The following is a 22,021-nucleotide window of genomic DNA, read 5'->3' as shown; positions in this document are numbered from 1 at the left end:
GTTCTTTTATCTGAAAATCGGTATATAAATTCTTCCCCATGATACTCCTCCGTCCCCTCAATAATTCTATTGAAACACAAAAAACCCCGTATAAGGGACACTTTTTTATCAGTGTCCGTTATACGGGGTATAGCTCAATGAAGCATTCCGGATCCCTTTTCTATTTTATATTTTGGTTAGCTAGTTTTTAGTTTTTCCAATTCCATTAGGAATTTATCATTTAGAACCTTAATATAGGTCCCTTTCATACCTAGTGAGCGGGATTCAATTACTCCAGCACTCTCCAGCTTACGAAGTGCGTTTACGATAACAGAACGGGTAATTCCGACACGATCAGCGATCTTAGAGGCGACAAGCAGACCTTCCTTGCCATCAAGTTCTTCAAAGATATGCTCAATCGCTTCAAGTTCACTGTAGGAAAGTGAGCTGATTGCCATTTGGACAACAGCCTTGCTGCGGGCCTCATCTTCAATTTCTTCAGCTTTTTCGCGAAGGATTTCCATTCCAACTACAGTTGCACCATATTCGCCAAGAATTAGGTCGTCATCATGGAATTGTTCTTCAACCCTTGCCAAGATTAACGTACCGAGCCGTTCACCTCCACCAATGATGGGAACAATTGTAGTCAGTCCGTTACTGAATAACTCTCTGTTTTCAACTGGGAAAGCTGTATATTCACTTTCTACATCCAGATTTGAAGACGTTTCCTGAACGTTGAACAAACTTTTTGTATACTCTTCAGGGAATTGACGGTCTTCGAGCATTTTTTTCATACGCTCATTTTCAATTTGCTGGTTAACAGCAAAGCCCAGCAATTTTCCGCGGCGGCTTACAACAAATATGTTTGCCTCAATTACTCCGCTTAATGTTTCGGCCATTTCCTTAAAGTTAACCGGCTTTCCAGCTGCTTTCTGAAGCAGTGCATTAATCTTTCTTGTTTTCGATAGTAAGTCCATGATTTTTCCTCCTATTTGCTTCAACAAATGTTCCTATTTTTGATTCCTAATTTATATCGGCAGTAGCTGTTTTATTAGATGCCCTATTTGTCTACCCCTGCGAGTATAACTTAAAACGAAACGAACTACAGAATAAATTGGCTTAAATCCTTGTTCCTTGAGATTACACCAAGCTTTTCTTCCACATACTGAGGCGTAATTGTTATTTTTTCCAAAGTAATATCAGGAGCCTCGAAACTGAGATCCTCGAGCAGTTTTTCGAGAATTGTGTGCAGCCTGCGTGCACCAATATTATCTGTGTTCTGATTCACTTCAAATGCTACTTCTGCAATCTTACGAATAGCATCGTCAGAAAATTCAATTTCTATACCTTCAGTTTCCAATAAAGCTTCATATTGTTTTGTCAGGGCATTATCGGGCTCTACCAGAATCCGATAAAAATCTTCGACTGTGAGTTTTGTTAATTCCACACGAATCGGAAAACGCCCTTGCAGTTCCGGAATTAAATCTGAAGGCTTCGCCATATGGAAAGCGCCGGCAGCAATAAATAAGATATAGTCCGTCTTTATGGAGCCATATTTCGTAACGACGGTCGAACCCTCTACAACAGGCAGGATATCGCGCTGAACACCTTCACGGGATACATCTGCTGATGATCCGCCGCCATTTTTACTAGCGATTTTATCAATTTCATCGATGAAGATAATCCCGCTTTGTTCGGCCCTAAAAACAGCGTCCTGGGTAACCTCATCCATATCGATTAGCTTTTGTGCTTCCTCATTAGTCAAAATGACTCTAGCCTCACGTACTGGAAGCTTGCGTTTTTTTCGTTTCTTTGGCATAAAACTGCTGAGCGCATCCTGCATATTCATGCCCATTTGCTCCATTCCTGAGCCTTGGAGCATATCAAACATTGACGGCTGCTGCTCATCTACTTCGACGGTGATAATCTCATCCTCAAGCTCGCCCTGGTCAAGCTTCTGCTTAACGATCTTTCGCTTTTCTTGTATGCTCATATCTTCGGCCGGGGTTTCCTGTTCATCCTGGTTAGCCCCTCCGCCGCCAAATAGCATTTCAATCGGGTTTTTATAGTTATTGCCTTTTTTAGCAGCTGGGACTAATAGTTCTACAAGGCGAGCATTAGCATTTTGCTCTGCCGGCTCTTTAACGCTGACCATCTTTTCTTCTTTAACAAGACGAATCGATGTTTCAACAAGATCCCTGACCATTGATTCAACATCACGGCCAACGTAGCCAACTTCGGTAAACTTTGTCGCTTCAACTTTTACAAACGGCGCTCCGACTAGTTTGGCAATTCTTCTGGCAATTTCTGTTTTTCCCACACCAGTAGGACCGATCATTAAAATATTTTTCGGGTTGATTTCATCGCGTAAGGTTTCAGCTAGCAGACTGCGTCTATATCGGTTTCTAAGCGCAACTGCTACTGCTTTCTTTGCATCTTTTTGCCCGACTATATATTGATCAAGCCGCTCCACAATTTGCCTGGGAGTTAAACTAGCTGTTTTTTTCATCATTTCTACTCCTTCCGCCTTAGAGCTCTTCAACAATGATGTTGGTATTTGTATAAACACATATATCTGCAGCTATTTCCAGTGCGGATTTCGCAATGCCCTTTGCATCCATATGTTCGCCACTGTAGTTTTTAAGGGCTCGGCCAGCCGCAAGGGCATAATTGCCTCCTGAGCCTATTGCAAGGATTCCATCATCCGGCTCAATTACTTCGCCAGTTCCCGAAATCAGCAGCAAATGCTTTTCATCCATAACAATGAGCATTGCTTCAAGCTGCCTAAGCATCTTGTCGCTTCTCCATTGTTTTGCCAGCTCAACAGCTGCACGCTGAAGGTTTCCGTTGTATTCTTCAAGCTTTGCTTCAAATTTTTCAAACAAAGTAAACGCATCTGCAACGGAGCCAGCAAAACCTGCAATTACTTTGCCATTAAAAAGCTTTCTTACTTTTCTCGCCGTGTGTTTCATTACTACTGCATTTCCAAAGGTTACCTGTCCGTCACCAGCCATTGCATTTTGGCCTTTATGCTGGACAGCAAAGATTGTCGTTGCATGAAACTGTTGTGACATCCCTGATTTCCTCCTTTTGGAGTCTATGCCCGCGGGTGATGGGACATATACGTTTTCTTCAAAAATTCTTTTGTAACATGTGTGTACACCTGTGTGGATGAGAGAAAGGCATGCCCTAACAGCTCTTGAACCGTCCTCATGTCTGCGCCATTACTTAAAAGATGTGTTGCAAAGCTATGCCTTAGCTTATGGGGATGTATCTTCACATTCAGAGAAGATTTCTCAATCAAACTGTTTAAAATAGTACGGACCCCGCGCGCGGTTAATGGCCCACCCCTAAAATTTACAAATAAATGCCCGTGATCGTGCTTCCCATTCAACAGAACCCTTCTCCCGTCTCTTATGTATGATTCCAAGGCATCATGAGCAAAGCTCCCAAACGGGACATACCTTTGCTTATTTCCTTTGCCATGAATCATGGTTGTTGAAAGAAAGAAATCTATATCATTAAGCTGGATCTGACAGCATTCGCCAACTCGAATACCTGTTCCATAAAGCAGTTCCAGAATGGCTTTATTTCTTAAGCCAAGCGGGGTACTCGTATCACAAGCAGCGAATATATCTTTTAACTCTTCTTCATAAAAAAAGTCCGGAAGAAGTTTTTCCGATTTTGGGATGGAGACAAGTGCAAAAGGATTTTCATGCACAATCTCCTCTCTCAGCAGGAACTTAAAAAAAGAGCGGAGACAAGAGATTTTTCGTGCAACTGATTTCCTTGATAATTGGTTCTCATACAAGTTGGTTAAGTAAATCCTAATATCTAAGTATTCAACGTCTTTTAAATTTTTAATATCTTGTTCAGACATGAACATGAAAAAATTCCTAATATCATGTTGGTAATGTTCAATTGTATATTTTGAAGAATTTTTTTCAATTTGTAAATATTCAATAAACAACTTTAAAGAATTGTTCACATTTCCTTCCAAGGTCTCACTCCTCAAGGGTTATTAAATAGTATCATATTTAAATACCCCTTGCAATAAAAGTTACAAATTTTTCGCAAATTTCTGAATTGTTTCTAATGCTCGGTTAGCGTGTTGTTCATTGCGTTCTTTTTTACCTTTAATCTTCTGTTCCAGATCAGGAAATAGTCCAAAATTAGCATTCATAGGCTGGAAATTTTTTGGATTAGCTGTAGTAATATATCGGGCCATGCTTCCAATCGCTGTCTCATGGGGTACCACAACCGGCTCCTGCCCACTGGCAATCCTTGCTGCATTAATTCCAGCTATAAGTCCGCTTGCTGCCGATTCTACGTACCCTTCAACGCCTGTCATTTGTCCTGCGAAGAACAAATCGCTCCGCTCTCTGAACTGATATGTCGCATGGAGTACTCTTGGCGAGTTGATAAACGTGTTGCGATGCATTACACCGTATCGAACAATCTCTGCATTTTCCAGACCTGGAATCAGCTGGATGACTTGTTTTTGAGGGCCCCACTTTAAATGTGTCTGAAATCCGACAATATTATAAAGAGTTCCCGCTGCATCATCCTGTCTCAGCTGCACAACAGCATAAGGACGTTTACCTGTACGTGGATCTTCCAGCCCGACTGGCTTTAATGGTCCAAAAAGCATGGTTTTTCGGCCCCGCTGGCCCATTACCTCAATTGGCATACATCCTTCGAAAAAGACTTCTTTCTCGAATTCCTTTAAGGGAACCGTCTCAGCGGCGATTAACGCCTCATAAAAACGATTGAATTCTTCCTCGTTCATAGGACAGTTTAAATAGGCTGCTTCACCTTTGTCATATCTTGATTTTAGGTAAACCTTCTCCATATTAATACTGTCTTTTTCAATAATTGGCGCAGCAGCATCATAAAAATATAAATACTCTTCACCTGTCAGTTCTTTCAGCTGTTTTGATAAAGCTTCACTTGTCAGCGGACCTGTTGCAATAATCGTTGGCCCTTCTGGAATTTGTGTGATTTCTTCATTATAAACAGTCACATTCGGATGATTTTTTACCCGCTCTGTGACTTGGGCAGCAAATTCGTGGCGGTCCACCGCCAGTGCCCCGCCGGCGGGAACAGAGCAAGCGTCCGCTGCACTAATGATTACAGAGTCCAGCATTCTCATTTCCTCTTTTAAAACTCCTACTGCGTTTGTTAATGTATTAGCCCTTAATGAATTACTGCAAACCAATTCCGCAAATTTATCTGTATGATGGGCGGGTGTTTGTTTAACTGGCCGCATTTCATACAAATTTACTAATATTCCTCTTTTGGCAAGCTGCCATGCCGCCTCGCTTCCCGCTAACCCTGCACCGATTACATTTACTGTTTTTTCAGCCATTGTTTACCTCCAACGCTCTATGTAGAATTATGAGTATACTAAACATTTTCATCATTACCCACTATTTTGTTTCTTATCACATGTATCTCCATTCTGCATTGTACATTACGAATCAAAAAGAAAAAAGTTTCATGCTTTACTATATAGTCATAAATTGTCCTATTTTATCTTATTTAAGCAATGTAAAAGAGTGAGCCCTCGGGCTCACTCTTTTTTTTATGACTTTTCCAGCTGGTTTCGTCGGCAAATTATCCGACAACCCACTTTTTTGGCACTCTGCTCACTCTGCTTCCTGTCTTCCGCTTTGGTTCCGCAGGACGCGGCGACGTTAGTCGGCCAACGCTTGTCGGGGATGAACAAGACGCTTTCGTTTTTCTTTATCCAGCTGCGCCTCCTAGAAACTCGGCATACTTCGATTCCTCCGACAGAAGCATAACCCGCTTCTTTGTCGGAATCTCCAGTTTGCTCGTTTCTGGGAACAAACTGTGTTTGTTCCTAGTCGGCTTCGCTTTTCGTTGTCCAACTTCAGCGTCTATCCCCTCGAGTCGCTTCGGTCCGACTGATGAAGTCAAAGAACGACTTCACCTGTCGGCCCTCCGACGGCCAGGAAGGCCTAGTGCCGACGTTGCCGCAGGACACGGCGACTTTAGTCGGCCAACGCTTGTCGGGGATGAACAAGACGCTTTCGTTTTTCTTTATCCAGCTGCGCCTCCTAGAAACTCGGCATACTTCGATTCCTCCGACAGAAGCAAAACCCGCTTCTTTGTCGGAATCTCCAGTTTGCTCGTTTCTGGGAACAAACTGTGTTTGATCCTAGTCGGCTTCGCTTTTCGTTGTCCAACTTCAGCGTCTATCCCCTCGAGTCGCTTCGGTCCGCCTGATGAAGTCAAAGAACGACTTCACCTGTCGGCCCTCCAGCGCTTGTCGGGGATGAACAAGACGCTTTCGTTTTTCTATGTCCAGCTGCGCCTCCTAGAAACTCGGCATACTTCAATTCCTCCGACAGAAGCACAAAACGCTTCTTTGTCGGAATCTCCAGTCTGCTCGTTTCTAAACAGTCGGCTTCGCTATTCTATGCTTGTGGGGTTTCTTTGTAGTCACAGTTCATGCATTGTACTTGTACGCCTTTTTTAAGTTTCTTCTCAACCAGTACGCTCTCACATTTCGGGCAGTTTCTTGGCAGCGGCTTATCCCATGATAGGAATTCACAGCTTGGGAAGCGATCACAGCCGTAAAAGATCCGCCTCTTTTTGCTTTTTCGTTCAATAACGTTGCCCTCTTTACAGTTAGGGCATTTTACACCGATCTCTTTAACAATTGCTTTTGTATTACGGCATTCAGGAAAATTGCTGCATGCCATGAACTTCCCGTAACGGCCCATTTTAAAGACCATCGGGTTTTGGCAATGTTCACAGTCTTCACCGGCAGGCTCGTCTTTGATTTCGACTTCCTGCATTTCCTTTTCTGCTATTTGTAGGTGCTTTTCAAAATCGACATAGAATTCATTAATAATGCTGACCCAGTTTACTTTCCCGTCTTCAACATCATCAAGTTCCTGTTCAAGCTTGGCAGTAAATTCCGCGTTTATAATATCAGGAAAAAACTCCATGACGAGCTGGTGGATAATTTCACCAAGCTCCGTTGGTAAAAAGCGCTTGTTGTCTAACGTGACATATCCCCTTTTTTGAATTGTATCCAGGGTAGGAGCATATGTTGATGGCCGGCCAATTCCCTTTTCCTCCAGTGTTCTGACTAGCCTTGCTTCAGTATACCTTGGAGGTGGCTGGGTAAAGTGCTGCTTTGGATCAATATCCTTTTTAAGGACTTCATCGCCTTCCTTCAGGTCAGGAAGAAGTTTATCTTTTTCCTCGACTTGATCATCGGTCCCCTCTACATACACTTTCATAAATCCTGGGAACTTCACTTTAGATCCTGTTGCCCGAAAAGTAACACCGCTGTTTACGATATCCACGCTCATTGTATCCATTACTGCTGGTGCCATCTGGCTTGCCACAAAGCGTTCCCAGATCAGCTTATAGAGTCGAAGCTGATCTCTCGAAAGAAACTCCTTTATGCTGCTTGGTTCTTTTAATGTACTTGTAGGGCGAATCGCCTCATGAGCATCCTGGGAATTTGATTGTTTCTTTTCTTTTCTAGCCTCTGTAGGCAGATACTCTTTCCCAAATGTCGAAGTAATATATTCGCTTGCTTCTTTTATCGCTACCTCAGAGATTCGAGTAGAGTCTGTTCTCATATAGGTGATTAAACCGACTGTTCCTTCTTTCCCCAAATCGATGCCCTCATAAAGCTGCTGAGCAAGCATCATCGTCTTTTTGGCGCGGTAGTTCAGCTTACGCGCAGCTTCCTGCTGAAGGGACGATGTAATAAAAGGAAGCGCTGGGTTCCGCTTTCTTTCCTTTTTTGTCACGCTTGTTACTTTAAACTTATTTCCTTTTAATTCTTTTAATATCGAATTAACTTCTTCTTCGGACTTAAGATCTATCTTTTCATTATTCTGGCCATAGAAGCTTGCTTCAAATACTTCTTTGCCTTTCATAAATTCGGCTCCGATTGTCCAGTACTCTTCAGGAACAAAATCCTTTATTTCCTTTTCCCTGTCAATAATCAGGCGTAATGCAACAGATTGAACACGTCCAGCACTTAAACCTTTTTTCACCTTTTTCCATAGTAGCGGGCTGATATTATAGCCAACCAGCCGGTCTAAAATACGGCGGGCCTGCTGGGCATCAACAAGATCCATGTTGATTGGGCGAGGATGCTTAAATGATTCTTTGATGGCATCCTTGGTAATTTCATTAAATACTACCCGGCAATCTGAGCTAGTATCAAGGTTAAGGCTATGGGCCAGGTGCCAGGCGATTGCTTCCCCTTCGCGATCCGGGTCAGCCGCGAGATAAATCTTTTTAGCTTTTTTTGCGGCAGTTTTCAATTCTTTTAAAACCGGGCCCTTGCCGCGAATCGTAATATACTTAGGATCATAGTTATGTTCAACATCTACACCCATCTGGCTCTTGGGCAGATCACGGATATGTCCCATGGAGGCTTTTACCTTATACTTCTTGCCTAAATAACGCTCAATTGTCTTGGCCTTTGCAGGCGACTCAACAATGACTAAAAACTCTGACATCCAAAATCCTCCTTAGAGGTATAAAATTATCCATAATTATTCTATACTTTGTTCGCACTTGTCAACAAAGACCATAAGAAAACGTTTACAAACATATAAATTGATTTAAAATACCTGATGCAAAATGTATAACAGATTCAGAATTATTTCAACCATTTTGTTGTGAAATTCCCCAATTGGATGGAAAAAGATTAGAAAAGTGCTCTTTTACTTACTTTTTTAGTATGACCGATTTAAGTTAATAGGACAAATTTAGTTCCTCCAAAATATTTTTCGCACTCTTAACAAGCTTTGCCCCTTGTTGAATAAGCTCATGCACGCCTTCTGATTCGCTTGTAAGGATATCGCCCGGGATGGCAAAAACTTCTCTTCCCTCGCTCATGGAAAAATCAGCTGTGATTAATGAACCGCTTTTTTTCTTGGCTTCAACAACGAGAGTCCCTTTTGAGAGCCCGCTTATTATTCGATTTCTCATTGGAAATTGCCACCTGGCTGGTTTCGATTCTGGTGCATACTCAGAAACCACTAGTTGTTTTTCCATCATATACATTGCAAGCCTTTTTGTTTCGGCTGGGTATAAATTCCAAAATCCCCCAGCTATGACACCAATAGTTTTTCCTCCATTTTCAATTGCAGTCTTATGGGCGAGTGCATCAATTCCCTTAGCAAGTCCGCTTACAATAACCAACCCGCTTTCTATTAATTCAGGCATGAGAAATTCAACTGTTCTTTTTGCATAGGAGGATGCTGCCCGTGAGCCTACCACAGCCAAAAGGTGTTTCTCCCTTAGCAGACTAATGTCCCCTTTTGCAAATAATATCCATGGAGGCTGGTAAGTCTCTTTTAAAGCTTGTGGGTAAATCTCATCGAAAATGGTAAGTACATATATTTTTCCATTGTTATATTGTTGTATGTTGGTTTCGATAGAAGTTGAGCGCAAATAAGTGATTGCTGCTTGTACGGAGGGGTCAGTAAAGGAGAAGTTGGGTGAATTTGCAAGTGGTATTTTATAAAGTCTTTCAAGAGTCGGATCGGCTTTTAGTATAGTGAAAATTGTTTTCCAGCTAGAGGTTGAGAGATGAAGATGTAACAACCTTTTCCTAAATTCGTCCATAATGACCTCCTAATTAGTTCCCTGGTTTTATTGCAGTGTGATTCAGTGAGACGGTATTGTTCGAAAGATAGATAGACAAACAGCCCCCTTTTACAAGAGGGCCTGAAAGTCTGTCTGCTATTTATCGCCTAGTGTGTTTTGCACTTTTCATATAGGCCTTTTTCTTTTAGAACTTCAATGAGAGTTTCTCCCATTACAGAAGGTGTTTCTGCAACTTTAATTCCGCATTCATTCATGACACGGATTTTTTCGTCTGCAGTTCCTTTTCCGCCTGAAATAATCGCACCAGCATGGCCCATGCGTTTTCCTGGAGGTGCTGTACGTCCGCCGATAAATCCAACAACAGGTTTAGTCATATTAGCCTTAACCCATTCTGCTGCTTCCTCTTCAGCTGTACCGCCAATTTCTCCGATCATAATAACTGCATATGTGTCTTCATCTTCGTTAAAAGCTTTTAATACATCGATGAAGTTCGTTCCATTAACAGGGTCTCCACCAATTCCAACAGCTGTTGATTGGCCAATGCCTGTCTGTGTCAACTGATGAACCGCCTCATACGTAAGTGTTCCTGAACGTGAAACAACACCAACATGGCCTTTTGTATGGATATAGCCAGGCATAATACCGATTTTGCATTCGTCAGGCGTGATTACACCAGGGCAGTTTGGACCAACAAGGCGTGTTTTTTTGCCTTCCATATACCGTCTTACTTTTACCATATCAAGCACTGGAATATGTTCTGTTATGCAGATAGCAAGATCGAGTTCAGCATCAACCGCTTCAACAATTGCATCTGCAGCAAATGCAGCTGGAACATAAATAACTGAAGCATTAGCACCCGTTGCTTCAACCGCTTCTTTTACAGTGTTAAAAACAGGAACACCTTCTACTTCCTGTCCGCCCTTGCCAGGTGTTGTACCAGCGACAATCTGCGTACCGTATTCAAGCATTTGTTTCGTATGGAAAAGGGCTGTAGAACCAGTGATCCCTTGGACAATTACTTTAGTATCTTTATTTATAAATACACTCACGTCAAATTCTCCTTTCTATCCTGTTACTTAACTTGTGATACGATTTTTTGCGCACCGTCTGCCATAGACTCTGCTGCAATAATATTGAGGCCGGATTCATTCAAGATCTGTTTGCCGAGATCCACATTAGTTCCTTCTAATCTGACTACTAACGGAACTTCCAATCCTACCTGCTTAGCAGCTTCTACAACACCTGTGGCAATAACGTCACACTTCATGATTCCGCCAAAGATATTGACGAAGATCCCTTTAACATTTGGATCAGAAAGGATGATTTTAAATGCTTCTGTAACCTTTTCAGCTGTTGCACCGCCCCCAACGTCAAGGAAGTTAGCGGGATCTCCGCCATAGTGCTTTACAATGTCCATTGTTGCCATTGCAAGACCAGCACCATTTACCATGCAGCCGATATTTCCTTCTAAAGAGATATAGCTAAGGTCATATTTAGAAGCTTCGATTTCCTTTGCATCTTCCTCTTCGAGATCACGGTATTCCATGATATCTTTTTGGCGATACATAGCATTTGAATCAAAGTTTAGCTTTGCGTCCAATGCCATTACCTGGCCGTCTCCTGTTACAACAAGCGGATTGATTTCTGCAATAGCGCAATCCTTTTCAATATAAGCTTTATATAGGCCCATCATAAATTTGACTGCCTGGTTTACCAGCTCTTTTGGTATGTTGATATTGAAAGCAACACGGCGGGCTTGGTATGGCATTAATCCTAAAACAGGGTCGATTTCTTCTTTGAAGATTTTTTCTGGCGTTGCTTCTGCCACTTCTTCAATCTCAGTACCGCCTTCTTCTGAAGCCATTAAAACAACGCGGGAAGTTGCGCGGTCAAGTACAAGTCCAATGTAGTACTCTTTCTTGATGTCGCACCCCTCTTCAATCAACAGGCGCTTTACTTCTTTGCCCTCAGGTCCAGTTTGGTGAGTTACTAGTGTTTTCCCTAGAATTTCACTGGCATATGTACGTACTTCGTCAAGGTTCTTTGCAACTTTGACTCCGCCGGCTTTACCCCTTCCGCCTGCGTGAATCTGAGCTTTTACGACACACACAGCCGTGCCTAATTCTTTGGCAGCTTCTACAGCTTCCTCAACTGTAAAGGCAACCTTTCCATTAGGTACTTTTACCCCGTATTTTCTGAGGATTTCTTTCCCTTGGTACTCATGGATATTCATTTCCCATCCTCCTATCTTTCAGAAGAGCTCCACCTTTTGTAAGCATTAGGCAAGATTGGCAAGAAAGCCGGATAACCTGAATTTCTCACTTGTATCTTTGGATGCTTAAAGGTTTAAAACTCGTTCTGGCAGAAATTATTATACTTTTTATTTTACACAAAAATTAGACTGCGCTTTCATTTTATATAATGAAATAAGCCTTGTCTACCTTTATGATTTAAATATTTCGGCACTTTAAATATTTCGAAAAGTTATACCACAAGAATGATAAAGAAATTTGCAAATAACCCCACGCCCTAAAGCTAATTGATAAACCTGGCAACTTCCTTAAAATGTGACAAAATATATTTTTTATCACTACTAAAAAGCACCGATTTAAAGAGCGCTTGTATTTCTCTATTAAAATTTACTTTTTTCCTGCCTCCTGATCTGCCCTGTAAATAAATGCAAATACCTCGGCTACAGCCTCATAGAGTTCCTCAGGAATTTTATCATTTATGTTAAGCTGGCTTAAAATCTCAACAAGGGTAGCGTCCTCCTGGATCGGAATTTGATTCTCTTTTGCTTTTTCAATTATGCTTTCTGCCGTAATCCCCTTTCCCCGTGCCACGATTTTTGGAGCATCCGCCTTTCCAGGGTCATAAGAGAGCGCAACCGCTTCTTTACGTGGGTTATTATGTTGGTTTTTCTTCATATTTTAATATCCAATCCACTATAGTTCCCCGACTGATTATACCTTGGCTGTTTTTTCGGCTGATCCGCCGCTGAGCTAAAGGTTACAGCCGAAAGCTGGTAATTCATCTCAGTTAGCGCTCCTTTTAAGGTTCCAATTAATGGTTGGGCCGTCGACTCGATGGAATGATCATCATTAATTATTCCTATTTTAATGATTCTGTTTTGAATTTGCATATCAATAATCGTGTCACCGAGATGTTCAAGTTCAAGGTAAAATAACACTCGGCAATAATCAGGGTTAATTTTTCCTTCTGCTGTTTTTTGGCCGCTGAATTGCAGGGTTACTTCAGAGGTCCTCGTCCACAGAGGAAATGGAATTTGCACAGCAAATTGCTGAATAGGCCCAATCTCCTGGGACATCAGTTGGAAAGCTGTCAGCTTGTTAACTAGATTCTCTGCAGCTTCTCTTAAAGCCTGAGGCTGATGCATACCTTCATTTAAAAACTTTAGCAATAATGGCTTTAGGGTATCCTCTTGAATTTCGAATTCTGAAGTTCCTTTAAATGCCTGTAAAACAGCCTTTTCATGAGATAGCCCGAGTTTCACGATTATCTCTTTAAGGTGCTGAGTGAGTTCAGTTCCACCCTGATTTAGTTTTTGATTTAGCTCAGCCTGTGCGGAAATTTTAGACAGTAATTCGATGTCTTGGCGAGTAAACGCAGAGGGATTAGCTCTCCCATCATCAAGATGTGTTGCCGACTTTAAAAGTTCAGCCAGCCTCGCTTCAGCCATTGAGAAATCTCCTCCACTGAATTTAGTTATTACTTCAGGTATTAGGATGGTAGTATCGTTCACTGACTGGTTCGTCTGCAGGGACAGGAGCAGTTTAAGACTCTGCATCAACTTATTATCTCCTAGAGCTTTCTCAGGGTTTACACCTGCCTGAATTTGTTTGATCGCAGCTGCTATGGATTCAAGTTGATTTGAAGAGACCTTAGCATTTGCACCATAGTGTGATGAAATAAGATTTACAAGTTTTCCCAAATCTTTTTGTTCTCCATCTGCACTTATAGTGCTGAGAACCTGCAGGATTGATGAGGCTAAAGGGCTGTCTCCTTTGACTGCCTGCCCTGTACTGCTGGCATAATCTCGTATTAAAAGGCCGAAGAACTCTTGCTCGGTTATAGACCCCGGTAAAGCCCCTACCCGCTGGAGGAGAGGGAAAGCCCGGGGATCTTCTGTATGAAGCCATTGCTTCATCAGTTGAGCCAATGCTTCCCGGCCCACCTGGTCTTTTTGTGTAGCAATTATATTTCTTAGTAGAGCAGCTAATTCTACCTCAGTCTTTGAGTCGCCTTTTAAGCCCGAAACGATGCTGTCCATAAGCCCTGTGAACGAGCTGTTTTTTTGCCAGGCTTCCAAAGCAGATAATACAGACTTAGACAAGGGAAAGCCATTCTCAAACAACAGCCTTACTGTTTCAAGCCTTTTACTGGATGGCTCACCCTCATTGAGCCAGTTCGAAACCACAACAAGATGCTCCTTTGTTACTGGAAGCTGTGCTTTTAGAAAGAATCCGACCATTTCAAGATTTTTCTTCGATGGTTCTAGAAAAAACTCTTTAAGAATTCTAGCACTCGTCTCCTCCACAGTTTGGTGCCCTTTTGACAGCGCACCAACAAGCTTCAGCCTCGTCTTCCCTTCACCAGGCTGGACTTGAAACCATGAAAGCTTGTTGGCTGTCATTGGTGCTTCTAGCTGAGCGATTAATCGAGTGCTTCCAATTTGAAGCTCAGCAGTATTATCTTGGAATAATTTTGTTACTTTTGCCTGGATCATTTGACCTGGCCGGAGGCTAAGATGATTGAGCTGTTTCTGTTTTGATTGAAAGAGATTGTCAAATAATCCAGCTGTTCTCATACGACCCCGCCTTAAAGTTTATTTATTATTTATTTGTTCAGTCTCCCTGACCGGGGCAAAACTTTTTCGATGTAAGGGAGTCGCTCCGTATTCCTTTAGAGCAGTAATGTGTTCAGCAGTCCCATATCCCATATTTTTGGAAAATCCATATTCTGGATAATCAGCATCCACTTTCCGCATCAGCCTGTCCCTGGTTACTTTTGCAATTACAGAGGCAGCAGCTATGGAAATGCTTTTCGAATCGCCCTTTATGATTGCTTCAGAGGGGTAGGGCACCGTTAACTTGACAGCATCTATTAGAAGATAATCAGGCTGTACCTGTAAAGACGCCACGGCGGTAAGCATGGCTTTCTTGGAAGCTTCCAAAATATTAATCTGATCAATTTCCTCTGCATGAATCAAACTGATTCCCACTGAAACAGCATTCTCCATAATGTAATCAAAGTATTGGTTTCGTTTTAGTTCGGTTAGTTGTTTCGAGTCATTAAGTCCAGGAAGGTAAAAATCCTCCGGGAGGATCACAGCGGCTGCAGAAACAGGTCCTGCCAAAGGGCCTCTTCCTGCTTCATCAATACCTGCAATCATCTGAAAGCCTTCCTTTCTCAGCCGGCTTTCAAATTGGGTCATCTTAATAAATTTCTCCTCAACGGTTCTGGCAGCTTCCTGCTGATTTTCCCAGCGGGCAACCAGCCTCTGAGCTCCTTTGCGGCTGTCGGCCCGCAGTTCTTTAATCCATTCTAAGTCCGGTTTTGTTTTACTAAATAAACGTTGTTCAATTTCATCAATTGTCCACTTTTTCATCGAATTTCTCCTCACGTTACACCACTAATATTATATGTATCGGTTTATATGGCAAAAAATAAAGGCCCTATTAGGACCTTTCAACTGTGTCGGCTATTTGGTCATTCTGGGAAGCGGATTCAGGTCTTTCAAAGGAAAGCGGACCCATTTTCTCTGACCGGACTTCCCTGATAACCAGCTCTGCTACCTTGTCATAATCAACTTCTCCCCCGGAGATTCTGCAGCCTCTCAAAATGCCAATTTTATCAAACAAAACGGCGATATCTTCAGGGATTTCAGCTAACTTATACCGCTCCTTCAGCCGTTCAGGATAATTTTCCTCCAAAAATCTGAGCGCATATACTGCTATATCCTGCAAATTTAGAATCGTATCTTTAATAGCCCCCGTTAGCGCAAGCTTTAGACCGACGTTCTGATCTTCAAACTTGGGCCATAAAATCCCGGGTGTATCAAGTAATTCCATTTCTTTACCGACTTTAATCCACTGCTGCGCTTTCGTGACGCCTGGAGTATTTCCTGTTCTGGCAATATTCTTGCCAGCCAGACGGTTAATCAGCGTCGATTTTCCTGCATTAGGGATCCCAACGATCATCGCACGAATAGCCCTTGGCCTGACACCTTTTGCTTTCAGACGGTCAAATTTCTCTTTCAATACTAAATTCGCCTCTGAAACAATCTGTTTTAATCCCACACCAGCCTGAGAATTGATTGGAAGGGCCGTAACGCCCTTTTCCTTGAAATGCCTAACCCAAGCTGCTGTGACTCCCTTATCGGCCATGTCTGCTTTATTAAGCAGGACTACGCGCGGTTTATGCTGAATGATTTCATCGATCATCGGATTCCTGGATGAGTAAGGAATCCTTGCATCTACAAGTTCAAACACAACGTCAACTAGTTTTAACTTTTCCGTGACCTCTCTGCGAGCCTTGGCCATATGGCCTGGAAACCATTGGATCGTCAAAGCAGTCACCTCCCTATCTTATACTGCCTATGTACACGCCTTTTTCATGGCTATTGTACTCGGCAAATTAATCAATCATCCGAATGTCTTCAACAGGCCAGTATACGATTCTCGTTTTTCCGAGTACCTCTTCAATTGGAACTGTTCCAATATGACGGCTGTCCTTGCTGAATCTTCGGTTATCCCCCATGACAAATAAATGCCCCTCTGGCACCGTTTCCCTGCCGATCTTTTCCTCTAATGTAAACGGATCGGTTAACGGGCCATCGATGACCTGCTGTTTATATTCTGCCAAATAAGGTTCTTCATATGCTTCTCCATTCACATAAAGAGTATCGTCTTTATATTCAACTGTATCACCAGGCAGTCCGATTACTCTTTTTATGTAATCTTTATTTTCTGGAGCGTGAAAGACGACAATATCAAATCGCTCTGGCTCTCCGATCTTATAGCTCAGTTTATTAACAATCATCCGATCCTGGTTATGAAGTGTAGGCATCATAGATAAGCCATCTACTACAATTGGGGCAAACAAAAAGTACCTGATTACTGCTGCAAGCAAAACAGCAATCACAAGAGCTTTTGTCCATTCCCAAAGTTCATTCTTCTTTTTTGCCATCGTTTCCCCACCATTCTAAAGTAATGCTTCACTATAGCTTTATTTTACATAAGTTATCTATAATAAACACGATGGGAGCATTTTTTTAATAATAAATTAATAATATCAAGACTGTTTTTGGTTTTTTTAAAGTATGAAAAAGGAGCTTGACAGGCAAGCTCCTTTCATTGTATGCGCTATTAGTACCGGCTTTGTGTCCAGCAACTGAACGCTTACGCTTTTTGGCTTATTAGCGAATTTCTTTAATACGGGCTTTCTTACCGCGAAGGTTGCGCAAGTAGTAAAGCTTAGCACGGCGTACTTTACCGCGACGTATTACTTCTAAGTTCGCAATTTTTGGTGTGTGTACAGGGAATGTACGCTCAACGCCTACTCCGTAAGAAATCTTACGAACTGTAAAAGTTTCGCTGATTCCACCACCACGACGCTTAATCACAACGCCTTCGAATAACTGGATACGTTCACGAGTACCCTCGACAACTTTAACGTGTACACGTACAGTGTCACCAGGACGGAACGAAGGAAGGTCAGCACGCAGCTGGTCTTTTGTGATATCTTCGATTAATTTATGCATCGTTTTCAACTCCTCCCACAGATGCTCTTGCACATATTGTTATATGCAGCGGAACACCGTTATAACGACCAGACGAATGTCTTAAGTCACAAGAAGTATCTTACCATAATCCAAGGCCTACTGCAACAGCTATTCTTGCTGTTTTGCGATCTCGGCAAGCCACTTTTCCTGGTCTTTCGACAAATCTGCATCTTTTAGGAGGTCAGGCCGCCTTGTAAAGGTTCTCCTGAGCGATTCCTTAACTCTCCATTCCTCTATCAAGCGATGATTCCCAGACAACAAAACTTCAGGAACCTGCATCCCCCTGAATTCAGCCGGCCTGGTGTAATGAGGATGCTCAAGCAAGCCAGTGCTGAATGAATCCTGAATATGAGACTCCTCGCTGCCTAGGACACCTGGCAAGAGCCTGACCACACTATCAATCACAACCATCGCTCCAAGCTCTCCTCCGGTCAATACATAGTCACCAATTGATATTTCATCTGTAATCAAATATTTCCGGATCCTCTCATCATAGCCTTCGTAATGACCACATATAAAAATTAAATGCTCTTCATCAGCCAATTCTTCTGCTTTCTTTTGATTGTATCTTTCCCCTTGTGGACACAGAAGGATAATCCGCGGCGAACTCTCGGGTGATTTGGATTTCAAATCAGCTGCAGCATCAAAAATAGGCTGAGGCTTAAGCACCATGCCTGCTCCGCCCCCATACGGGTAGTCATCAACAGTTTGGTGTTTGTTGTCTGCATAGTCACGAAAATTGACAACATTGTAATCAACGGCGCCTTTTTCAGCAGCTTTTTTTAAAATTGAATGGCCAAACACGCCTGCAAACATCTCAGGAAACAAAGTCAGCACATCAATTTTCATCATGATAAAAGCCCTTCCATCGGCTCAATGATCACTTTTTGTTCTTCTATATTAACCTCTTTTACAATTTGATCTATATAAGGGATCAGGACATCTTTTTTGCCTGGAACCTTTACGACCCAAACATCATTTGCACCAGGGGACATAACCTCGGTGATCTTGCCGACTTCCTCTCCATCTAAAGTGAAAACCTGGCAGCCAATGATTTGGTGATAGTAAAACTCTCCTTCATTAAGAGTACCGAGCTCCGTGTTTGGCACCCTTAGCACTCCGCCCTTCATCTTCTCGACTTCATTAACATTGTTTAGCCCTTCGAATGTCAGCAAGTCAAAAGATTTATGGCTTCTATGGCTGCTTACAGTAAGCTCTTCCGGGTTTTTTCCATCTATGAATAAAGTCAGCTTGCTGCCTGGCTTATAGCGTTCCTCGGTAAAGTCGGTTATAGAAATAACCCGAACTTCGCCTTTAATTCCGTGAGTATTAACTACTTTTCCGACATTTAACCAGTTTTCCATTTCGTTTATCACCTCTCGCGAATTTCAGCCACAACGCCATCTTTAATAATAATCGTTTGGCTGCCAAGAAAGCTTTCCCAGCTGTCACCTACCTGTAGCTCTACCACAGCTTGAAGTTCCGTCTCTTTCAGCTCGCTCCCTAACGGTAGGATATGTAATTGTTCGATTTGAAAATCTATTAGCTTGCTTTTTTCTTCTTTTCCCCTGATCTCTTTATCATATTGCTTTATAGCAGCTTCTGCCTGGTGCTTGTTTGCTTTTTCAAACTTCTTCATGGCAAACTTCAGCTGGTCGCATTCCTTCTGAAGTTGAAACTTCCTGTTTTGGTAATTCTCAAGCAACGCTGATTTACTCGTTTCTGTGAGAATCTGCTTTACTATAACAGTTTGAAGTACTTTCACAACATCGCCTCCCTAAACGCATGGTGCGTTCTCAATTTGCTATGTCTCGGTACCTTTTAATGTTGTTATTTTTTTATAGAAAAAAAAGAAGGGTTTCCCCTCCTTCTTTCAAGATCAGCTTTGCACGCAGTCGGCGAGCGACGGACAGGATGTCCTAGTCAGGCGAGTGCCGCAGGACGCGGCAAGCTACGAGCGTGGCTTTTCTTTATTCAAGCTTTGCCTCCTAGAAACTCGGTAAACTTCAGCTCCTCCGACAGAAGCAAAGAGCGCTTCTTTGTCGGAGCCTCCAGTTTACTCGTTTCTGGACAGTCGGCTCAGCTTTTCTTGATCTAGCTTCAGCGCCTAGCCCCTCGAGACGCTTCGGTCCAGCTGATGAAGTCAAAGAACGACTTCACCCTCTGGCTCTCCAGCGCTTGTCGGGGCTGGTCAAGGCGCTTCAGCTTTTCAATCATTCAACGATTTCTAAGAAGATCTTCTTTTGCTGTGATGATCCTGCTGCGTAGACGACAGTTCTAATCGCCTTTGCAACGCGCCCTTGCTTTCCGATTACTTTTCCCATATCGCTCTTGCTGACTGAAAGCTTATAGGTAACGCGTTGATCCTCTTCGTGAACATTCACTTGAATATCTTCCGGAAAATCAACAAGGGGCTTAACAATCGTCAGGATTAAATCCTTCATTTCGGCCACAATTACTTGCCGTTTTTAGCGTTATGGAATTTTTCCATGATGCCTTGGTTAGAGAAAAGGTTACGAACAGTATCAGATGGCTTAGCACCATCTTGAAGCCATTTTAGTACCAATTCTTCGTTGATGTCTACAAGTGCCGGTTGAGTGATAGGATTATAAGTTCCTACTGTCTCAATATAACGTCCGTCACGAGGAGAACGAGAATCTGCTACAACAATACGATAGAAAGGAGACTTTTTTGCTCCCATACGCTTTAAACGAATTTTAACTGCCATTTTAAATAAGCACCTCCGAATAGTTTCACACAAGATAAAATAATATCAAAATGTATTAGTGTTGTAAAGGTTTTTTTCTTTACATATTAAAACATGTTTTTTCAGGAATTTCAAGTTGTGTTTAATAGTAAATATTTGGTAAACACCCGTTTAAAATGGATTAAACGGAAGCTTGAAACCACCTTTTTTCTTGCCCTTTTGCTGCATTCCAGTCATTTGCTTCATCATTTTCTTCATTTCCTCGAATTGTTTAAGCAGACGGTTGACTTCCTGAATAGAAGTTCCGCTTCCCCTGGCAATCCGTTTGCGCCGGCCTGAATTGATGATTTCCGGATGGCTTTTCTCATCCTTTGTCATCGATTTAATGATCGCCTCAACATGGGCAATCTGTTTTTCTTCAATCTGCAAATTATTAAGCCCTTTAATCTTATTAGCTCCGGGCATCATTTTAAGCAGTTCGTCCAACGGCCCCATGTTTCTGACCTGACCCAGCTGATCGAGAAAGTCATCAAACGTGAAGGAAGCCGTACGCATTTTTTGCTCAAGCTCTTTCGCTTTGTCCGTATCAACATTGGCTTGTGCCTTTTCAATTAAGGTCAGCACATCACCCATGCCAAGGATCCGTGAAGCCATTCTCTCGGGATGGAAAGCCTCGAGCGCATCCAGCTTCTCGCCGAGACCAACAAATTTGATTGGAGTATTGCTTACTGCCCGAATAGACAAGGCTGCCCCGCCGCGAGTATCTCCATCAAGCTTTGTCAGAACAACACCAGTTAAACCCAGCAGTTCGTTAAAGCTTTGAGCAACGTTGACTGCATCCTGACCGGTCATCGCATCAACAACAAGAAAAATTTCATCTGGCTTGGTCAATTCCTTGATGTCCTTCAATTCATCCATCAGCTTTTCATCGACATGAAGGCGCCCAGCGGTATCAATCAGGACATAATCATGGTGTTCTTCCTTTGCTTTAGCAATTGCCTGCCTGGCAATTTCAACAGGACTGACCTGGTCACCAAGTGAAAAGACCGGCATGCTGAGCTGCTTGCCCAAGGTTTCGAGCTGTTTAATTGCAGCAGGGCGGTAAATATCCGCTGCAACAAGCATTGGTTTACGATTGTATTTTTTCCGGAGCAGGTTAGCCAGTTTACCAGTGGTAGTGGTTTTACCTGCACCCTGCAATCCAACCATCATGATGACGGTCGGCGGGCGGCTGGAAGCTGCAATTTTGCTTTGTTCTCCGCCCATTAGTGCAGTTAATTCCTCTTTAACAACCTTGATAACCTGCTGTCCCGGCGTCAGGCTTTTCATTACCTCTTGGCCAACAGCCCGTTCACTTACTTTTTTAATAAAGTCTTTTACTACTTTAAAGTTAACATCGGCTTCCAACAGAGCGAGGCGAACCTCACGCATCATTTCCTTAACATCCGCTTCATTGACTTTACCTTTGCCGCGGATTTTGTTCATTGTATTTTGCAGTCGGTCGGCCAATCCTTCAAATGCCATTATATGCCGCCTCCTAATCTAATTTCTCAAGATCCGCCATTGCTTCAATCAGATCCCGGGTCACGGTATCATTATTGTCAAGCAGATCTTTCATTCTGCCAATCAGCTTGCTGCGCTCTTGAAACTTTTGAAATAGCAGAAGCTTCTCCTCGTATTCTTCAAGCATAGCTTCCGTCCGTTTTATGTTGTCGTAGACCGCTTGGCGGCTGACCCCATATTCTTCAGCAATCTCACCGAGAGAATAATCATCGAGGTAATAAAGAGACATATAGCTTCTTTGCTTAGGAGTTAACAACGCTTGATAAAAATCATAAAGATAATTCATTCGCATCGTTTTTTCAAGCATTGAAAGTCCTCCCCCTTGTTAAGTGAAAAGCCTTTACAAAGAAATAGTT

General features: G+C 42.5%; 24 protein-coding genes. All 24 read right to left on the bottom strand.

Features of this window, described 5'->3' with window-relative positions:
• Positions 1-176: 176 nt before the first annotated feature.
• The 24 genes from codY to HRJ06_RS15740 all read right to left on the bottom strand — a co-directional run bounded on the left by codY (position 177) and on the right by HRJ06_RS15740 (position 21,972).
• Complete coding sequence (gene codY / locus HRJ06_RS15855; protein ID WP_174733920.1) at positions 177-956, bottom strand: GTP-sensing pleiotropic transcriptional regulator CodY; 780 nt, start codon at positions 954-956, stop codon at positions 177-179.
• A 125-nt stretch (positions 957-1,081) separates the two neighbouring features.
• Positions 1,082-2,488 carry an HslU--HslV peptidase ATPase subunit gene (gene hslU, locus HRJ06_RS15850; RefSeq protein WP_174733938.1) on the bottom strand — a complete coding sequence of 469 codons (1,407 nt, stop codon included), beginning with the start codon at positions 2,486-2,488 and terminating at the stop codon, positions 1,082-1,084.
• A 19-nt stretch (positions 2,489-2,507) separates the two neighbouring features.
• Positions 2,508-3,053 carry an ATP-dependent protease subunit HslV gene (gene hslV, locus HRJ06_RS15845; protein ID WP_174733919.1) on the bottom strand — a complete coding sequence of 182 codons (546 nt, stop codon included), beginning with the start codon at positions 3,051-3,053 and terminating at the stop codon, positions 2,508-2,510.
• Positions 3,054-3,076: 23 nt separating this feature from the next.
• Positions 3,077-3,979 carry a tyrosine recombinase XerC gene (xerC, locus tag HRJ06_RS15840; protein WP_174733918.1) on the bottom strand — a complete coding sequence of 301 codons (903 nt, stop codon included), beginning with the start codon at positions 3,977-3,979 and terminating at the stop codon, positions 3,077-3,079.
• Between the two features lie 60 nt (positions 3,980-4,039).
• On the bottom strand, positions 4,040-5,347 hold the full coding sequence (gene trmFO, locus HRJ06_RS15835) for an FADH(2)-oxidizing methylenetetrahydrofolate--tRNA-(uracil(54)-C(5))-methyltransferase TrmFO (protein ID WP_174733917.1): 1,308 nt from the start codon (positions 5,345-5,347) through the stop codon (positions 4,040-4,042).
• Positions 5,348-5,724: 377 nt separating this feature from the next.
• Positions 5,725-5,919 (bottom strand): hypothetical protein, encoded by a 195-nt coding sequence (locus HRJ06_RS15830; protein ID WP_174733916.1) that lies wholly within the window; start codon positions 5,917-5,919, stop codon positions 5,725-5,727.
• Between the two features lie 123 nt (positions 5,920-6,042).
• Positions 6,043-6,237, bottom strand: a complete 195-nt coding sequence (locus HRJ06_RS15825; RefSeq protein ID WP_174733915.1) for a hypothetical protein — start codon at positions 6,235-6,237, stop codon at positions 6,043-6,045.
• A 182-nt stretch (positions 6,238-6,419) separates the two neighbouring features.
• Entirely contained in the window at positions 6,420-8,495 is a 2,076-nt protein-coding gene (gene topA, locus HRJ06_RS15820; RefSeq protein ID WP_174733914.1) for a type I DNA topoisomerase, read from the bottom strand.
• Positions 8,496-8,733: 238 nt separating this feature from the next.
• Positions 8,734-9,609 (bottom strand): DNA-processing protein DprA, encoded by an 876-nt coding sequence (gene dprA, locus HRJ06_RS15815; RefSeq protein WP_174733913.1) that lies wholly within the window; start codon positions 9,607-9,609, stop codon positions 8,734-8,736.
• Between the two features lie 128 nt (positions 9,610-9,737).
• Complete coding sequence (gene sucD, locus HRJ06_RS15810) at positions 9,738-10,640, bottom strand: succinate--CoA ligase subunit alpha (protein WP_174733912.1); 903 nt, start codon at positions 10,638-10,640, stop codon at positions 9,738-9,740.
• A 23-nt stretch (positions 10,641-10,663) separates the two neighbouring features.
• The gene (gene sucC, locus HRJ06_RS15805; RefSeq protein ID WP_174733911.1) at positions 10,664-11,824 is read right to left on the bottom strand and encodes an ADP-forming succinate--CoA ligase subunit beta; all 1,161 of its coding nucleotides are present in this window, start codon (positions 11,822-11,824) and stop codon (positions 10,664-10,666) included.
• 406 nt (positions 11,825-12,230) lie between these two features.
• A complete protein-coding gene (locus HRJ06_RS15800) occupies positions 12,231-12,518 on the bottom strand; it encodes an EscU/YscU/HrcU family type III secretion system export apparatus switch protein (protein ID WP_174733910.1) in 288 nt (95 codons plus the stop codon).
• Positions 12,515-14,419 carry a hypothetical protein gene (locus tag HRJ06_RS15795; protein ID WP_174733909.1) on the bottom strand — a complete coding sequence of 635 codons (1,905 nt, stop codon included), beginning with the start codon at positions 14,417-14,419 and terminating at the stop codon, positions 12,515-12,517. The genes HRJ06_RS15800 and HRJ06_RS15795 overlap by 4 nt, the downstream gene beginning before the upstream one ends.
• 18 nt (positions 14,420-14,437) lie before the next feature.
• Positions 14,438-15,220 (bottom strand): ribonuclease HII, encoded by a 783-nt coding sequence (locus HRJ06_RS15790; RefSeq protein WP_174733908.1) that lies wholly within the window; start codon positions 15,218-15,220, stop codon positions 14,438-14,440.
• 70 nt (positions 15,221-15,290) lie between these two features.
• Positions 15,291-16,181 carry a ribosome biogenesis GTPase YlqF gene (gene ylqF / locus HRJ06_RS15785; protein WP_174733907.1) on the bottom strand — a complete coding sequence of 297 codons (891 nt, stop codon included), beginning with the start codon at positions 16,179-16,181 and terminating at the stop codon, positions 15,291-15,293.
• 67 nt (positions 16,182-16,248) lie between these two features.
• Positions 16,249-16,800: a signal peptidase I gene (gene lepB / locus HRJ06_RS15780; RefSeq protein ID WP_174733906.1), complete on the bottom strand. Its 552-nt coding sequence runs from the start codon at positions 16,798-16,800 to the stop codon at positions 16,249-16,251.
• Between the two features lie 229 nt (positions 16,801-17,029).
• Positions 17,030-17,374 (bottom strand): 50S ribosomal protein L19, encoded by a 345-nt coding sequence (rplS, locus tag HRJ06_RS15775; RefSeq protein ID WP_174733905.1) that lies wholly within the window; start codon positions 17,372-17,374, stop codon positions 17,030-17,032.
• Between the two features lie 129 nt (positions 17,375-17,503).
• Entirely contained in the window at positions 17,504-18,247 is a 744-nt protein-coding gene (gene trmD, locus HRJ06_RS15770; RefSeq protein WP_242035269.1) for a tRNA (guanosine(37)-N1)-methyltransferase TrmD, read from the bottom strand.
• On the bottom strand, positions 18,244-18,759 hold the full coding sequence (gene rimM / locus HRJ06_RS15765) for a ribosome maturation factor RimM (RefSeq protein ID WP_174733904.1): 516 nt from the start codon (positions 18,757-18,759) through the stop codon (positions 18,244-18,246). The genes trmD and rimM overlap by 4 nt, the downstream gene beginning before the upstream one ends.
• Positions 18,760-18,767: 8 nt before the next feature.
• On the bottom strand, positions 18,768-19,160 hold the full coding sequence (locus tag HRJ06_RS15760; protein ID WP_174733903.1) for a YlqD family protein: 393 nt from the start codon (positions 19,158-19,160) through the stop codon (positions 18,768-18,770).
• A 448-nt stretch (positions 19,161-19,608) separates the two neighbouring features.
• Positions 19,609-19,839: a KH domain-containing protein gene (locus tag HRJ06_RS15755; RefSeq protein ID WP_174733902.1), complete on the bottom strand. Its 231-nt coding sequence runs from the start codon at positions 19,837-19,839 to the stop codon at positions 19,609-19,611.
• A gap of 11 nt (positions 19,840-19,850) precedes the next feature.
• Entirely contained in the window at positions 19,851-20,123 is a 273-nt protein-coding gene (gene rpsP / locus HRJ06_RS15750) for a 30S ribosomal protein S16 (RefSeq protein WP_174733901.1), read from the bottom strand.
• A gap of 150 nt (positions 20,124-20,273) precedes the next feature.
• Positions 20,274-21,626, bottom strand: coding sequence for a signal recognition particle protein (ffh, locus tag HRJ06_RS15745; protein ID WP_174733900.1), 1,353 nt, complete (start codon positions 21,624-21,626; stop codon positions 20,274-20,276).
• A 13-nt stretch (positions 21,627-21,639) separates the two neighbouring features.
• A complete protein-coding gene (locus HRJ06_RS15740; protein ID WP_174733899.1) occupies positions 21,640-21,972 on the bottom strand; it encodes a putative DNA-binding protein in 333 nt (110 codons plus the stop codon).
• Positions 21,973-22,021: the final 49 nt, after the last annotated feature.

Source organism: Mesobacillus harenae, assembly GCF_013343715.1.
In the GTDB taxonomy this organism is placed as follows: domain Bacteria; phylum Bacillota; class Bacilli; order Bacillales; family Cytobacillaceae; genus Mesobacillus_A; species Mesobacillus_A harenae.
Note: the sequence above shows the minus strand (reverse complement) of the source record. Positions and strands in the feature narration are given on the sequence as shown.

Coding starts and splice junctions, on each gene's coding strand:
- HRJ06_RS15790 (WP_174733908.1), bottom strand. CDS start 15,220: ATGAAAAAGTGGACAATTGATGAAATTGAACAACGTTTATTTAGTAAA.
- hslV (WP_174733919.1), bottom strand. CDS start 3,053: ATGTCACAACAGTTTCATGCAACGACAATCTTTGCTGTCCAGCATAAA.
- rpsP (WP_174733901.1), bottom strand. CDS start 20,123: ATGGCAGTTAAAATTCGTTTAAAGCGTATGGGAGCAAAAAAGTCTCCT.
- HRJ06_RS15795 (WP_174733909.1), bottom strand. CDS start 14,419: ATGAGAACAGCTGGATTATTTGACAATCTCTTTCAATCAAAACAGAAA.
- dprA (WP_174733913.1), bottom strand. CDS start 9,609: ATGGACGAATTTAGGAAAAGGTTGTTACATCTTCATCTCTCAACCTCT.
- sucC (WP_174733911.1), bottom strand. CDS start 11,824: ATGAATATCCATGAGTACCAAGGGAAAGAAATCCTCAGAAAATACGGG.
- HRJ06_RS15740 (WP_174733899.1), bottom strand. CDS start 21,972: ATGCTTGAAAAAACGATGCGAATGAATTATCTTTATGATTTTTATCAA.
- trmFO (WP_174733917.1), bottom strand. CDS start 5,347: ATGGCTGAAAAAACAGTAAATGTAATCGGTGCAGGGTTAGCGGGAAGC.
- rimM (WP_174733904.1), bottom strand. CDS start 18,759: ATGGAAAACTGGTTAAATGTCGGAAAAGTAGTTAATACTCACGGAATT.
- ffh (WP_174733900.1), bottom strand. CDS start 21,626: ATGGCATTTGAAGGATTGGCCGACCGACTGCAAAATACAATGAACAAA.
- hslU (WP_174733938.1), bottom strand. CDS start 2,488: ATGAAAAAAACAGCTAGTTTAACTCCCAGGCAAATTGTGGAGCGGCTT.
- lepB (WP_174733906.1), bottom strand. CDS start 16,800: ATGGCAAAAAAGAAGAATGAACTTTGGGAATGGACAAAAGCTCTTGTG.
- rplS (WP_174733905.1), bottom strand. CDS start 17,374: ATGCATAAATTAATCGAAGATATCACAAAAGACCAGCTGCGTGCTGAC.
- topA (WP_174733914.1), bottom strand. CDS start 8,495: ATGTCAGAGTTTTTAGTCATTGTTGAGTCGCCTGCAAAGGCCAAGACA.
- HRJ06_RS15755 (WP_174733902.1), bottom strand. CDS start 19,839: ATGAAGGATTTAATCCTGACGATTGTTAAGCCCCTTGTTGATTTTCCG.
- codY (WP_174733920.1), bottom strand. CDS start 956: ATGGACTTACTATCGAAAACAAGAAAGATTAATGCACTGCTTCAGAAA.
- trmD (WP_242035269.1), bottom strand. CDS start 18,247: ATGATGAAAATTGATGTGCTGACTTTGTTTCCTGAGATGTTTGCAGGC.
- HRJ06_RS15800 (WP_174733910.1), bottom strand. CDS start 12,518: ATGAAGAAAAACCAACATAATAACCCACGTAAAGAAGCGGTTGCGCTC.